Source organism: Arthrobacter sp. SIMBA_036 (assembly GCF_046535135.1).
Classification (GTDB): Bacteria; Actinomycetota; Actinomycetes; order Actinomycetales; family Micrococcaceae; genus Arthrobacter.
The window spans coordinates 174,180-188,762 of record NZ_JAWRXG010000003.1 but is presented as its reverse complement, the minus strand read 5'-3'; the positions used below and the strand labels follow the sequence as shown (position 1 = coordinate 188,762).

At 63.9% G+C, this 14,583-nt stretch carries 10 protein-coding genes; 3 read left to right on the top strand and 7 right to left on the bottom strand.

What is annotated here, in order from left to right; all coding sequences use genetic code 11:
- Nucleotides 1–86 precede the first annotated feature (86 nt).
- Together SB659_RS05845 and SB659_RS05840 are read left to right on the top strand one after the other, a co-directional pair.
- Nucleotides 87–1,544 carry an APC family permease gene (locus SB659_RS05845; protein WP_410549769.1) on the top strand — a complete coding sequence of 486 codons (1,458 nt, stop codon included), beginning with the start codon at nt 87–89 and terminating at the stop codon, nt 1,542–1,544.
- Nucleotides 1,534–3,177 (top strand): amidohydrolase, encoded by a 1,644-nt coding sequence (locus SB659_RS05840; protein ID WP_410549768.1) that lies wholly within the window; start codon nt 1,534–1,536, stop codon nt 3,175–3,177. Before SB659_RS05845 ends, SB659_RS05840 begins: the two co-directional genes overlap by 11 nt.
- Before the next feature lie 18 nt (nt 3,178–3,195).
- On the opposite strand, the gene hrpB is transcribed toward SB659_RS05840, so the two are convergent.
- The 3 genes from hrpB to SB659_RS05825 form a co-directional block, all read right to left on the bottom strand.
- Nucleotides 3,196–5,757, bottom strand: coding sequence for an ATP-dependent helicase HrpB (gene hrpB, locus SB659_RS05835; RefSeq protein ID WP_410549867.1), 2,562 nt, complete (start codon nt 5,755–5,757; stop codon nt 3,196–3,198).
- A gap of 102 nt (nt 5,758–5,859) precedes the next feature.
- A complete protein-coding gene (locus tag SB659_RS05830; RefSeq protein WP_284978420.1) occupies nt 5,860–6,903 on the bottom strand; it encodes an NAD(P)-dependent alcohol dehydrogenase in 1,044 nt (347 codons plus the stop codon).
- Nucleotides 6,904–7,047: 144 nt separating this feature from the next.
- Nucleotides 7,048–7,995: a 5'-3' exonuclease H3TH domain-containing protein gene (locus SB659_RS05825; protein WP_410549866.1), complete on the bottom strand. Its 948-nt coding sequence runs from the start codon at nt 7,993–7,995 to the stop codon at nt 7,048–7,050.
- Nucleotides 7,996–8,155: 160 nt separating this feature from the next.
- Between SB659_RS05825 and SB659_RS05820 the strand changes: the two genes are divergently transcribed.
- The gene (locus SB659_RS05820; RefSeq protein ID WP_410549767.1) at nt 8,156–10,066 is read left to right on the top strand and encodes an FAD-binding monooxygenase; all 1,911 of its coding nucleotides are present in this window, start codon (nt 8,156–8,158) and stop codon (nt 10,064–10,066) included.
- A 10-nt stretch (nt 10,067–10,076) separates the two neighbouring features.
- Here SB659_RS05820 and SB659_RS05815 read toward each other — a convergent pair whose 3' ends face one another.
- From SB659_RS05815 to SB659_RS05800, 4 genes are all read right to left on the bottom strand, one after another.
- Nucleotides 10,077–10,430: a TraR/DksA family transcriptional regulator gene (locus tag SB659_RS05815; protein WP_410549766.1), complete on the bottom strand. Its 354-nt coding sequence runs from the start codon at nt 10,428–10,430 to the stop codon at nt 10,077–10,079.
- Nucleotides 10,431–11,813 carry a M20/M25/M40 family metallo-hydrolase gene (locus SB659_RS05810; protein WP_410549765.1) on the bottom strand — a complete coding sequence of 461 codons (1,383 nt, stop codon included), beginning with the start codon at nt 11,811–11,813 and terminating at the stop codon, nt 10,431–10,433.
- Nucleotides 11,814–11,822: 9 nt separating this feature from the next.
- Nucleotides 11,823–13,052 (bottom strand): glutamate--cysteine ligase, encoded by a 1,230-nt coding sequence (locus SB659_RS05805; RefSeq protein WP_284978424.1) that lies wholly within the window; start codon nt 13,050–13,052, stop codon nt 11,823–11,825.
- A gap of 128 nt (nt 13,053–13,180) precedes the next feature.
- Complete coding sequence (locus tag SB659_RS05800; protein ID WP_410549764.1) at nt 13,181–14,581, bottom strand: M20/M25/M40 family metallo-hydrolase; 1,401 nt, start codon at nt 14,579–14,581, stop codon at nt 13,181–13,183.
- Nucleotides 14,582–14,583: the final 2 nt, after the last annotated feature.

Below are 14,583 nucleotides of genomic sequence, written 5' to 3'. Positions count from 1 at the left end.
TGCAGTGCATCACAAAGCCTTACGATAAACGAAAGCCTTTCGCTTACGCTTGGCTTCCCTCCCCCTTCCTGACCCCGAGGACCACCATGTCAGATCTCGAAACCCGGCCGCCCACGGCCGAAGCGGCCACTGGGCTGAAACGGAATGCCATTGGAACAGGTGGCATTGCCTTCCTGGTGATTTCCGCAGCTGCACCGCTGACGGTGATGGCGGGCGTTGCCCCTGTCGCCATCGGCATCGGGGGCATTGGCGCCCCTATGGGCTACGTCATAGCCGGTGCGGTGCTTTTGATTTTCGCTATTTCCTTCATGGCCATCACCAAGCACGTCAAAGCGGCCGGTGGCTTCTATACCTACATCGCGTTGGCGATGGGGAAGACGGTGGGCTTGGCCTCTGCCATCGTTGCCATTGTCTCCTATAACTGCCTCCAGATCGGCGTCTACGGACTGTTCGCAGTCCAGACGCAGGCCATGCTCCATACTTTGTTTGGCTTGGACGTGCCGTGGCCGGTGGTGGCCTTGGTTGCCATCGCCGCAGTGTGGTTCCTTGGCTACCGTGGCATTGACGTCGGCGCCAAAGTCTTGGGCGTCCTGCTGGTCGCCGAGACAGCGATCCTGGCAGTCATGGGTGTGGGCATTCTCGCCAAAGGCGGCGCTTCCGGCATCAGTTTTGCCTCGTTCTCCCCTGAGCACGCCTTCACTCCCGGCGTCCTGGCCATCCTGGCCATCTGTTTCGCCGCGTTCATGGGATTTGAATCCACCGTCCTCTACCGTCGCGAAGCAAGGAATCCGGACCGGTCCGTTCCGCGCGCCACCTACATCGCCGTCGGTTTCATGTCGGTCTTCTACGCCTTCATCGTATGGACCGTGGTTCAGGCTTACGGTGACGGCGGTGTGGTCGAAGCCGCTGGAGAGCTCTCGGACGGAATGTTCTTCGCCACCATCAACCACTATGTGGGTCCTTGGGCAGAGGTGGTGATGTATGTCCTGATCGTCACCAGCGTTTACGCTTCGCAGTTGGCCTTCCACAACGCCATCAACCGGTACGTGTACATGTTGGCCAAAGACGGTGTGCTGCCCGCCTTCTTGGCAAAGACCCACCCCAAGTACAAATCCCCGCACCGTGCCGGGCAGATCCAGACCATCCTGGCCGCCGTCGTCATCCTCATCTGCGCAGTAGTTGGCGCGGATCCGTACAAGCAGCTGCTCATCTGGGTCAATACGCCGGGCATCTTCGGCATCGTTGGCCTGCAGGGCCTGGTGTCGGTAGCAGCCTTCCTGTACCTGCGGCGCAATCCCGCTGCTGTCACCAACCGCCTCCTGATTCCGCTCAGCGTGGCCTCGGCGGTCCTGCTCTTCGGTGTGGCGGTCTTGATCGCCGTCAACATCGAACTCCTGACTTTCGCCGATGACGTCACCAACATCATCCTTTTGCTGGTTGCACCTGTCGTGTTCCTTGCCGGGTTGCTCATTGCCCGCAAACTGCGTACCACCCGACCAGCCGTATACGCCCGAATTGGAAGCTTTGAAACCCATGAATCCTGACCTCATCATTCTTGCCGGCACCGTTCACACGCTGGACGAAGACAACGGCAGAGATCCGCAGGCTCCGGTGCAGGCTGTCGCGATAACCGACGGCATTATCGCTGCGGTGGGGAGCCGCCATGAAGCCAACCAGTGGGCCGGTCCACGCACCCGCGTTATTAACCTTTGGGATGCGACCCTCACGCCCGGGCTGGTGGATTGCCACATCCATCCGGTCTTCGGCCTTGACCTCACCATGGGTGCGGACCTGTCCGGTGCCACCACGCTGGAGGAGGTGCGGGCGCTGCTGCGCCAGGAACCAGCGGGCGACGGCGGCTGGATACGTGCGTGGGGCCTGAACCCGAACGCTTTCGGCACAGTCCCTTTGCACCGGGACTCCCTCGATGACATCACCGGTGATCGGCCGGCACTGATCCGCTTGTTCGATGCCCATTCGGCCTTGGCCAACAGCAAGGCCTTGGAGATCGCCGGAATCCGAGGCCGCCATGAGTTCGGGCAGGCGGCGGAAGTGGTGTGCGACGCAGACGGGGTTCCTACAGGTTTCCTCCTGGAAGCCGCCGCAATGGAGCTTGTCAAGCGGCATATGCCGCAGGAATCCTTTGCCCAGCGGAAGGCACGGCTTGGGGCGCTGTTGCAGGACTTGGCACGCTCGGGCTTGACCAGTGTCCACGTCATGGACCACAGCGAGGAATCCGCAGCACTGTTCCGGGCCTTGGAAGCTGAAGCCGAGCTGCCCCTCCGGATTCGGAGTGCACCATGGTGCATGCCAGGCACGGGCGAAGCCGAATGGGAGGATTTGGCCCGTGCAACAGCCACGGGTGGACGACGTTGGTCCGTTGAAGCCATCAAGTTGTTCGTTGACGGAACCGTGGACAACGGAACCGCCTGGCTCTACGAGCCGGACCTCTACGGACAATCAACGGCGCCATTCTGGCCACGCCCGGAGGATTACCGCGCTGCAGTGCACTACTTTGCAACACGCGGCATTCCGACGGCGACCCACGCCATCGGCGACGCGGGCGTTGCCCACGTTCTGGCGGCATTGGAGACGCTACCGGAGGAGGCCCTGCCAGCGGGTCAGCGCCGATCCGTGCACAGGATTGAACACATCGAGACTATTCCGGACGAATTCATCGCGCGGTTCAAAGAGCAAGGCATTGTTGCAAGCATGCAGCCAACGCACTGCACGCACTACTCGCTGGCTGACCACAGCGACAATTGGTCCACGCGGCTGGGGCCCGAACGCGCCAACCGGGCCTGGCGTTGCCGGGATCTCAGGGAGGCGGGGGTTACCGTCGCCATGGGCTCGGACTGGCCTGTTGCACCGTTCGCGCCGCTTCCAATTATGGCCGACGCCCGGCTCCGGAGAAGGTCTGGGCATCCTGAACAGGAACCGATCGCTCCGCACCAAGCACTCACGGCACTCCAAGCGCTGGAAGGCTACACCTCACATGCAGCCAAGGCCGCGGGTTTATGGGAGGTGTCCGGCTCCATCACGGTGGGCAAACGGGCCGACTTGACCGCGTTCGAACTCGATCCCCTGACCACGGAACCGGATGAGCTTGCCGCCAGCGGGGTTCTAGGCACCTTCGTGGACGGGGAGGTCCAGTTCATGCTTGAGCGGCTGCAATAGCTGCAGCCATGCCCACCGCTACATCCGTTTCTTGGTCCGGGCAGTAGGTGTGACCGACCACGGATCCTCGGGCCAGGGATGCTTGGGGTAACGCCCACGCATCTCGGCCCGGACCTGCGCGTACGGCCCTGACCAGAAGGATTCGAGATCGTCCGTGACAGCCAGGGGCCGTCCGGCCGGGGATAATAAATGGAACAGCACAGGAACCCGGCCGTCCACCAAGCGTGGCGTGCGGTCCCAGCCGAAGCATTCCTGCAGCTTGACCGCCAGGACCGGGCGTCCGTCGTCGTCCACGTCCGGATACTGGACCCGCACCAGGGAGCCGCTCGGCACCTCAAGCCGCTCGGGCGCCAACTCCCCAAGACGTGCCGCTTCAGGCCACGGAAGCAATCTCCCGAGCGGCTCGTGAAGATCCACGGCGCGGACAGGGCTCCCCGTGGCCATGGCCTCCATCTCGGGCGCCAGCCACAGGTCCAAGCAGGCAAGAAGTGCCGCGTCAGTGACATCGGGCCACGGCGTCCCGAGCACACGGTGCAGGAGTGCAAGGCGCCGACGCAAGGAGTCAGCTGCGCTTGACCAGCCGATCAGGGATAAACCCGCCCCCAGCAAGGCGTCCGCGACCGCCTTCCGTCCGGCTTCCGCGCTGGGGCGGACCGGAGTGGACGATAGTACGATAGCGCCCAGGCTGCGCTCCGCCCTTGCCGTCACGCGACCGTCCGCGAACGTCGCCCGCGTATTCTCGGTCATCAAAGCGGACGCCGCAGCCTCAGCCAACGCCGGAGACAACGGAGCGGCCGCCCTGATCACCGCACCCGTGCCGGCAGCTGCCCGGCCGTGGGCGCGCGACACCTCAGCAACGGCGAGCCATTCGTGGCCGGACAACGGACTTCCCATCGGCAATCCGGCACGCGTGCCCGATGACATGAGGTACGTCCCGGAGTCCTTCCCCGGGACGCGCTGGGCCACCCGGTCCGGAAAGGCCAGGGCGACGACGAATCCCAGCGCCTGCTGCGTACTGACGCTCACGTCGGGCAGGGAACCCGCGACGACGGCCGCCTCCCTGCGGGCAATTGATTCCAGCCGCTGGACATCCTCCCGAAATCGCCGCGAGGCCGGTTCGGAACCGGAATGCAGCGCGGCAAGTAATTGCGTCAAGTCCGCCGAAGGTGCCCGCATGTCACCTGCCACCAGGGCCACGGCTTCTGCGGCTGCCCGATGGCCGACGATCGCGGACCCGCCCAGCAATGCGCGCGCGAGACGGGGGTCGGCGGGAACGCGAGCCAAGACTTTGCCAAGGGAAGTGGCTCCTCCCTCCCCCGTCACCGCGCCCAGCTCGCGCAGCACTGTCATGGCTTCCTCCATGGCCGGGTGGGGCGCCGGGTCGGGGAGGTCCAGGCCACGCCCCTCCGGGGCACCCCAACATGCCAGCACCAGGGCGGCACCCGTCAGGTCGGCAACCGTGATTTCCGGTGTTGTATGCGCCGGTGCAGCTGCGAACGCCTGGGGATCGTAGCAACGAATGACCGTACCTGGTCCTTGTCGCGCAGCACGGCCGGCGCGTTGCTCGGCCGAAGCCCGGGAGCAGGACACAGTCACAAGGCCCGACATGCCGCGCCCACGGTCCCGGCGTGGCTCCCTGGACAGCCCGGAGTCGATAACCAACCGCACCCCGGGAACCGTGAGGGATGACTCCGCCAAAGCGGTGGAGACGATGATCCGTGGCGGGCCCCCGGGCTCCCTCCCGGACACGGCACGGTCCTGTGCTTCAGGGCCGATCTGGCCGTGTAACTCCAGAACCTCAACGGTCCCGGCCAGGCGGCCGCGCAGCCGGGACGCGACGTCGGACACCTCTCGAGCGCCAGGAAGGAAGACCAAAGCGTCGACGTCGGGCTGCATCGCGAGAACCTCTGCATGAGCGCTGGCGGCAGTATCGGCAACGTGGTGGAGGAAGGCAGCGGAAACCCCGCGCTCGTTTAGCCGGTGTTCCCTCGCGGGCGCCCACCGGACCTCCAAGGAGTGCAGGGCCGAACGGCAGTCAACAACAGGAGCCTGCCCCAACAGCGCCGCAAACCGCTGGGCTTCCAGGGTTGCCGACATGGCCACGAGGATGAGGTCTTCCCGCAATGCCCGGACTTCGCCGAGCATGCCGACGAGGAGATCAGAGTCCAGGCTGCGCTCATGGACCTCGTCCAGCACCACCGCATGGATGCCCTCCAGGCCCGGATCCGTGAGCAGGCGCTGGATCAGGATGCCGGGCGTCACGAACTCCACCAGGGTGTTGGTGCTAGTTTTGCTCTCAGCGCGGACCGTGTAACCCACCCGATCGCCCAGGCGAGTACCGTCCAGCGAGGCTAATCGCCGGGCCGCCGAGCGAACCGCAACGCGCCGGGGTTGGGTAACGACGACACGGGGCCGGCCGCTCTTGCCGGCCCACATGAGGTTTGTCAGCAGCGGGGGCACCAGCGTTGTCTTCCCGGTGCCGGGCGGAGCCTGGACCACCGCCGCACCGCCGTCGCCCTGTTCCGCCAGTGCGGCAGCGAGCCGGTCCAGGGACTCCGCGAAAGCCAATCCCGCGCTCATCTCGGCCAGTTGGAATGTCACCGGTCCATCCTCTCAAACAGCGACGCCCCTTCCACCACGTGGAAGGGGCGTCGCGAATGTTGATCTGGTGTGATGAGACGATCAGCCGATCGTCGCAGTGTCGATCACGAAGCGGTACCTGACGTCGGATGCCAGGACACGCTCATAGGCTTCATTGATCTTGCTGGCGGGGATGACCTCGATTTCGGCCCCGAGGCCATGCTCGGCACAGAAGTTCAACATCTCCTGCGTTTCGGGGATCCCCCCAATCATGGATCCTGCAAACCGGCGACGCCCGCCGATGAGGGCAAAGGCTTGGACGGGCAGCGGTTCAGCCGGCGCCCCGACATTGACAAGGGTGCCGTTGAGGGTCAGCAACTGAAGGTAGGCGCTGATGTCAATGGAGGCACTGACGGTGTTGACGATGAGATCGAAGGTGCCTGCAAGCTCCTCGAACGTAGCTGGATCGCTGGTGGCGTAGTAGTGGTCGGCGCCCAGCTTGAGGCCGTCTTCCATCTTCTTGAGTGACTGCGAAAGGACAGTCACCTCGGCACCCATGGCGTGGGCGATCTTGACGCCCATATGGCCCAGGCCGCCAAGGCCCACGATGGCGACCTTCTTGCCCGGACCCGCACCCCAGTGATGCAGCGGGGAGAAGGTGGTGATGCCCGCGCAGAGCAGGGGCGCTGCGACGTCGAGCTCCAGCGCATCCGGGATGGAGACGACGAAGTCCTCATTCACCACGACATCGGTGGAATATCCGCCTTGGGTAATGGTGCCGTCCCGGTCAACCGCACCGTAGGTGCCCACGTTGCCGTTCAAGCAGTATTGCTCCTCGCCGGCAAGGCAGTTCTTGCACTCCTTGCACGAGTTGACCATGCAGCCGACGCCGACGCGATCGCCGACTTTGTGCTTGGTGACCTCCGAGCCAATCTCGGTCACGATGCCCGCTATCTCGTGTCCAGGCACCAGCGGGTACTGCTGGGGACCCCAGTCACCGCGAACGGTGTGGATGTCCGAGTGGCAAATACCGGCAAACTTGATGTCGATGTGGACATCGTGGGATCCTACGTCCCGGCGCTCGATGGTGGTCAGCGTCAGGTCGCCCGTGGCCGAGGGTGAAGCGTAAGCGGAAGCGGTAGACATGTTTCTCCTACGTATCTGGCGTAAGTGGACGTTTCCATCTAACACTCATTCCCTGAGTGTAGGCAGGTACTGGCAGGACACGTACTGTTAGGGCCCCCTTCGATGCGTTGGCTCCTGCCCGGTACATTCATCACCTAAATCTCATCACCGGGCGTCAAAAGCCTCGAGCAATCGCTTCACGGACCCGCCCAAATTCCATTCCGACGCTAGCCTCTCAAGTTCACTCCGAGCTTCCCCCGTGACGGGAACGAGCTCGGCGCGGACCTCTTCAAGAGAGGGAACCGGCAGGTCCCGCACCACATTCACGACGACGGGCGCCACCTTGAGGTACTCGGACCCGGCCGCCAATTTCGCGCGAACAGGTGCAGACACCCCACCGTCAGGGTCCTGGGCAGCTTCGAGCAAGCCATCCAGGGATCCGTAGCGTCCAAGCAAGGACGCCGCCGTCTTCTCACCGATCCCGGCGACTCCGGGCAGGCCATCGGACGCATCCCCGCGCAGCGTCGCGAAGTCAGCGTATTGCTGCGGCAAAACGCGGTATTTGCCCACCACCACCACGTCCGTGACCACTTCAAGGTTCTTCATGCCGCGTGCAGTGTAGATGATCCTGACGTTGCGTTCGTCGTCCACCAGCTGGAAGAGATCCCGGTCACCGGTGACAACGTCTGTGGGCATGGTGGCGTGGGTGGCATAGGTTCCTGCGACGTCGTCGGCTTCGTGCCCGTCCACTCCCACCACGGCAATACCCGCCAACTGAAGGACTTTTCGGATCAGAGGAATCTGCGCCTCAAGGGGATCCGGTACCACTTCACGGTCCGGGCCATCGTCAACGACCTCGGCCACGCGATGGGATTTGTAGCTCGGGATCAGGTCCACGCGCCATTGGGGCCGCCAGTCGTTGTCCCAGCACGCCACCAGATGGGTGGCGCCGTAGTCGGTGGTGAGGCGGGCAATCATGTCCAAGAGTCCGCGTACGGCGTTGACCGGCGTCCCGTCGGAGCGGCGAATGGTGTCGGGGACGCCGTAGAAGGCGCGGAAGTACAGGGAGGCGGTGTCCAAGAGCATCAGGCGGGCCATACCTGATCCTGACATGGAAGTTACCGCTGGCGGATGCAGCGCCCAGGAACTGGACACCGGCGAAAGAATTTGCCCATCTTTGTGACCGAGGTTACCATTGAACGAGCAATAATCGAACACTGAGTTCAATTATCGAACAAAGACCGCTCGACACACAAAGAAGTGAGGAAAGCCCGTGCAGTTCCACCATCACGGTTACGTTTCAGGTGACCCGCGCGTTGAGCCGGCTGCCGGCGTCGGAATCAATCGCCCCGCTGAGCTACCCGACCAAGTGGACGTCCTGATAGTTGGCACTGGTCCGGCGGGCATGTTGACCGCGGCGCAGTTGTCCCAATTTCCGGACGTCACCACCCGCATCATCGAGCGCCGCCCTGGGCGGCTCGCCATCGGACAGGCGGATGGCATCCAAGCCCGGAGCGTGGAGACATTCCAAGCGTTCGGCTTCGCGGAGCGCATCATTGCCGAGGCCTACCGGATCACGGAGATGGCCTTTTGGAAGCCGGACCCTGCCGACCATTCACGGATCGTCCGTGCTGCCCGGGCAGTGGATGACCCGGCCGGCATCAGCGAGTTTCCGCACCTGATTGTTAACCAGGCGCGGGTTCTGGATTACTTCGCTGAGGTCATGGCCAACTCCCCCACACGGATGACCCCGGACTATGGATACGAATTCCACAGCCTTGAGGCAACCGGCAAGGGTGACTACCCCGTCACGGTGACCTTGGGACACACGTCGGGTCCCAATGAGGGGACCGAGCGCATCATCAAGGCCAAGTATGTGGTGGGTGCCGATGGAGCGCGCAGCAAGGTTCGCAGCGCCATCGGCTGCACGCTGGCCGGAGACCAAGCAAACCACGCGTGGGGAGTCATGGACGTCCTGGCAACCACCGATTTCCCCGACATCCGATTGAAGTGCGCCATCCAGTCCGGTGCTGGCGGAAGCATCCTCCTGATTCCCCGCGAAGGCGGTCACCTGTTCCGCATGTACGTGGACTTGGGCGAGGTCAATCCCAACGACAACGGTGCGGTACGCAAGACCACCATCGAGCACATTATCGAAAAAGCCAACGACATCATCCACCCGTACACCTTGGAGGTCCGCAACGTTGCGTGGCACAGCGTGTATGAGGTCGGCCACCGCCTCACGGACAGGTTCGACGACGTACTGCCGGAGGAACGCGGGCACCGTACACCACGGGTGTTCATCACCGGCGACGCCTGCCACACTCACAGCGCGAAGGCCGGCCAAGGCATGAACGTCTCCATGCAGGACGGGTTCAACATCGGCTGGAAGCTCGGGCACGTGCTGGAGGGCCGCAGCCCCGAGAGCTTGCTGGACACCTACTCGGCAGAGCGGCAGGTGGTTGCCAAGAACCTCATCGACTTCGACAAGCAGTGGTCAAGCCTCATGGCGAAAAAACCTGAAGAGTTCGAAGATCCCACGGAGTTGGAGAACTTCTACACCCGCACCGCAGAGTTCCCCGCCGGGTTCATGACGCAGTATGCCCCCTCGATGCTTATTGCCGAGCCCAAGTACCAGGAACTCGCGGCAGGATTCCCGTTGGGCAAGCGATTCAAGTCAGCACCTGTGCTGCGTGTCTGCGACACCAACCCCCTGCAGCTCGGCCACCATGCCAAGGCCGATGGGCGCTGGCGCATCTACGTGTTCGCTGACGCGGCCCCTGCCGGAGCCCCCGGACCGGTTGCAGACTTCGCCGAGTGGATCGCGAACTCGCCGGACTCGCCGGTGGTTGGAACGCCGTCGGACCTGGACAGCGATGCGTGGTTCGATGTGAAGGTGATTTACCAGCAGGACCACACGGCTGTTGACATCAACGCCGTCCCTGCCGCCTTCAAGCCCACCGTCGGACCGTTCAAGCTCACCTACTTGGAAAAGGTTTTCGGCACCGACCCCACCAACGACATTTTCGACCAGCGCGGCCTGAGCCGTGACGGCGTAGTGGTGGTAGTGCGGCCGGACCAGTACGTCGCGAACATCCTGCCGCTGAACGCAACCGCAGAATTGGGCGAGTTTTTCGCCGCCGTGCATTCCGGACAGAAGGAACCGGCGCGAATGGCTCCGTAGGCGTACAGTGTCACGGGCGCCCGGAGGCGTGCGCCACACAAAAAGGTGTCCACGGCCGGGCTTCCAGGCGACCCTCGGGAATAGCAGCGCCGCATACGCTGCACACTCCGTAGGTCCCTTGGGAGATCCGGCCCAACGCCGCCTCGATCTGCGCCAGGCTGGCCCGGCTTTGTTTCAGGAGTGCGGTCGCTTGGGACAGCTCGAAAGCGATGGTGCTCCCTTCAGGATCGTGTTCGTCGTCCACGTTGGAGTCTTGACGGGCTGCGTTGACCGAGGTTATGTCCCGGTCCAGGTCCTTCAGGAGTGTGAGTTTTTGGGCGCGCTCGTCCTCCAGAAGGAGCCGGAACCCTGTGGTGTCAATCATTCAGGAGCCCAGCTCCGCCCAGAGGAATGCCAGGGTTGCGGCACCGGCCCTGAGCATGTCCACCCGCACACTCTCATCGCTATCGTGCCAGTTGTCCTCAACAAGCCCGGTCCCGAAGAACACAACAGGTACATCCAACCTGGAGGACAAGAGTTCGGCGGGACCGCCACCGGCGTTGCCCATCCGCCCCACGCTCGGCACCTCAAAGCCCTTCGCCATGGAGCGTGAGAGGGCATCGAGAACCGGATTAGGGGGTGTCCGGTACGGCTCTTGGGCCGTCTCCGTGTCCACGGACAGCCGGTAGTCGAAGTCGGGGCTCTTGTGCACTTCAAACCAGCGCCGAATAAGGGCCGCCACTTCGTTGACGCTCTGCCCGGCAACGGTCCGGACGCTGATGTCGACCGATGCCATCGACGGGACGGTGGCTCTTTTGACTCCCACGGGATCGCCCGCGACCAGCGCGATCACTTCAAGAGCGGGACGCTCCCACAACTGTTCAAGCACCGAATAGCCGGCCTCCGGCCTGATGCTGCGGGTATGGCTACGTTCCAGCCAGTCAGCGGGATCAAACGGTAGCGCCGCGAGTTCCTCGCGGCGGGTCGGCGAGATTTCCTCCACCGAGTCATAGAAGGCGGGAAACGCTATGCGGCCTTTCTCGTCGTGCAGCTCCGTTAGCATCCTGCTGATCTCAAGCGCTGGATTTGGAGCCGGTCCGGACACTGCACCACTATGGATATCGGTGAGTGGACCGAGGACTTCCAAGTGCACAGGGACCATGCCGCGAACGGTGGTGCAGAGGGCAGGGTGTTCGGCCTTCCAGAGCAAGGTGTCGCTGAAGATCACGGCATCGGCACCAAGCTCTGCCCGGTGTTCGTCGAGGATGGCTGACAACCCCGGCGATCCAGCCTCTTCCTCGCCCTCAACAAGCCACTTAAGGTTCACGGCCGGCGTCGTCCGACCCGTGGCGGCAAGGTGCGCCGCGAGGCCCCAGATGTGCGCCAGCACTTGGCCCTTTGCATCAGAACTGCCTCGGCCATACAGGCGCCCGTCCCGGAGCACCGGCTCAAAGGGAGCCGTTTGGTCCCAGTTTTCGTCTTTGACGGCGCGAACGTCGTGATGGCTGTAGATCAGGATCGTCGGCGCGCCTGGGGCTGCCTTCCATTCGGCAAAGACGGCAGGGCCTTGGACACCCTCCCAGATCTCGGTCGATGGAAAGCCTGCGTCGCGAAGCTCACCCGCGAGCCAGTTCGCGGACCGGGTGAGGTGCCTCTGGCGCTCGGGGACGCCCGCCACCGACGGGATCCGGATCCATTCGGCGAGCTTGTCAAGGTACTGCGGTGTGGTGTGGTCCAAGTAGTTCCGGACGGCGTCGTCGTGGTTCATGGCCTGCCCCTAGTTCGCTTCTGCCAGTTCCGATTCGGCGAGATGAAGGCGCCGATCGCGGCCGTGGGCCCGCTCCCGGGTTCCCGTCCCGTGGGTTCGGACGACGGCGTCCCGGACCACAGCGCCCATGTCACCGCTGCTTGGGAGTGCGTCCCGCTGACGTTGCGACCCGGTGCCCACCGTCATGATGTCCGCCATCGCCGCGAGGACAGCGGCCTCGTCTCCGCTGCGGACAAGCATCGGCCGGACGTGGGCCAGGAGAACCTCTAATGCCTCGGACGCCGGGCAGGGAGTGTTGAGCAGTGGGTGCAACAGATCTCCTTCCATGCCGGACTCACTGGCCTTCCAGCTTGCCAGCCGGAGTTGTTCGCAGGATATCCGGGCCGGGCGCACACCAGCCCTCCACTGGCTGGATGCTGTTTCCACCAAGGCCCGCACCAGCGCAGCGATGGCCGCCGCGTGCGTAGCCTCCATGCAGACGTCGGCGATGCGTATCTCCACCGTGGGGTGGTTCCGCGAGAGCCGGGCATCGAAGTACACCATGCCTTCATCAACAAGCACCCCTGATGCCAAAAGCGAGTCGACGTAACGCCGGTACTCGGGCTCGGATCCGAACCTTTCGCAAGGTCCCGCCGTCGGCCATCGACTCCATGCTTGGTAGCGGTAGCTTGAATACCCGCTGTCAGAACCTTGCCAGTACGGAGAGTTGGCGCTGAGCGCCAAGAGCAACGGTAACCACACCCGGATCCGATCCAGGACAGCTACGCCTTCCTCCCCCGAAGTGACGCCAACGTGGACATGGAAGCCGCACGTCAATTGTTCACGGAGCGTGATCCCGAACCGGGACGCCATATCGACATATCGGGGACGCTCAACCAGGGTCGGCGTGCCCGCAACGGGGCTGGTGGCCAAGGCCACTGCGCGCGCTCCAACTCTACGGGCAGCGGTGTCAGCAAGGTGGCGCCCTCGCCGGATAACGTCCACCAATTCGTCCAACGTGGAGCATACAGGGCTGACAGCCTCGATCTGCTCTTGCTTGACTTCCAATGTAAGCGTGGGACCCGCGCTGCCTTGCCGTGCGGTTCGCCGGGTCCGCGTCATCATCAGGGCCTGCTCGGCCTTGGGTACCGGTTTTCCAGTGAGGGGCTCGACGAGGAGGAACTCCTCCTCAATGCCGAAGGTTCTGAGGCCACCCCGGGCGGGCTGCGGGTCTCGGGATGAGATGGGAGAAGTTTTCATAGCTACCCCTAGCGGTGGCGGCAAGCGCGACGCGGCGCTTGCCATACGAACAAAAAGACCCTCCTGCACGAGTCACCAATGGGTACCTTCAAAAGTAATCAGGGTACTTATTATTCAAGATACCTGCATTAGTCCGCCACCGGAAGAGCAAGCCCCGCGAGGAAGAGGCTCTCGGCCACGATTGCCTTGGCAAAGTCGCCTATGTGGATGGACTCATTGGCGCCGTGTGCCCGGGAATCCGGATCCTCGACGCCGGTGACCAGTACCTCAGCATCCGGAAAACGCTCCTTGAGCATGCTCACCGCGGGTATCGACCCACCCACGCCCATCCGGACCGCATCAACGCCCCACGCCTCATACATCGCGCCGGCCATCGACCGCGCTGCCAGGGAGGCACCGTCCCCCGCGTAACCCTCCGTGCGGCCACCCGGGGTAACCCGAACCTCCGCGCCGAATGGCGCGTAGCGCTGGAGATGGCGCACGACGGCGTCCATTGCCTCCGCTGTGTCGGTCGCCGGAGCGAGGCTCAGGGTGAACTTGGCAGCCGCCGTCGGCTGCAAGGTGTCCGAAGACACCGCCACCGATGGAGCGTCGATACCGATGATGGCCAGGGCAGGCTTGGTCCATAACCGTGATGTCAGGCTGCCCGACCCCGTGAGGCGGACACTCGGCCGGACCCCCGAGTCCCTCCGGAACTCGGCCTCGGAAAGAGCAGGGCCCGGCTCTTCCATGCCAGGCAGCCCGGCAATGGCGACATTGCCGTCGTCGTCGTGCAGGGTGGCAATCAGCCGCGACAGAACCGTAATGGCATCAACCAACGGTCCGCCGTAGGTGCCGGCGTGCAGTGCGTGATCAAGAACCCGGACCTCAATGGTGCCGAGGATAAGACCCCGGAGGCTGGTTGTGAGGGCCGGAGTTCCAACCTTCCATTGGCCGGAGTCGGCGATGATCATCACGTCAGGCTTCAGCGGTTGGTCGTGTGGCAGCGATAGCTCGTGGTCCAGGAGCTCCGGCAAGCTGGGCGAGCCGGCTTCCTCTTCACCATCAATGAGCACGATGAGGCCGAGTCCCGAATCAGGACCAAGCTCGTGCAGAACTGCGCGAACAGCCGCCACGTGCAGCATGATGCCGCCTTTGTTGTCGGCAACCCCGCGGCCGAACAACCTGCCGTCCCGGGCGACGCTGTCGAACGGTGGGCTTAACCAGTCTGCCAGGCGGCCCGGGGGCTGGACGTCGTAGTGGGCATAGAGGAGGACGGTCGTCTGCCCCGGAGCTGGTTGCCTCCGCGCCATGACCGCGGGCGCTCCGTGCGAGCCGTCAGGGCGGTCCGCGCGTAGGATCCGCACGTCGTCGAAACCCGTTCCCCGGAAGAGCCCGGCAACCGCTTCCGCCGCCCGGTCCAGCTCCGCAGGATCGAACGCGGCCCAGGCCATGGCCGGGATGCGGGCCAAGGCGGACAACTCAGTCAGAACCGCAGGAAGGCCAGAGTCTACGTACCGGCGAATCCGGCCCGCCGTTGCCTCTTCCACCG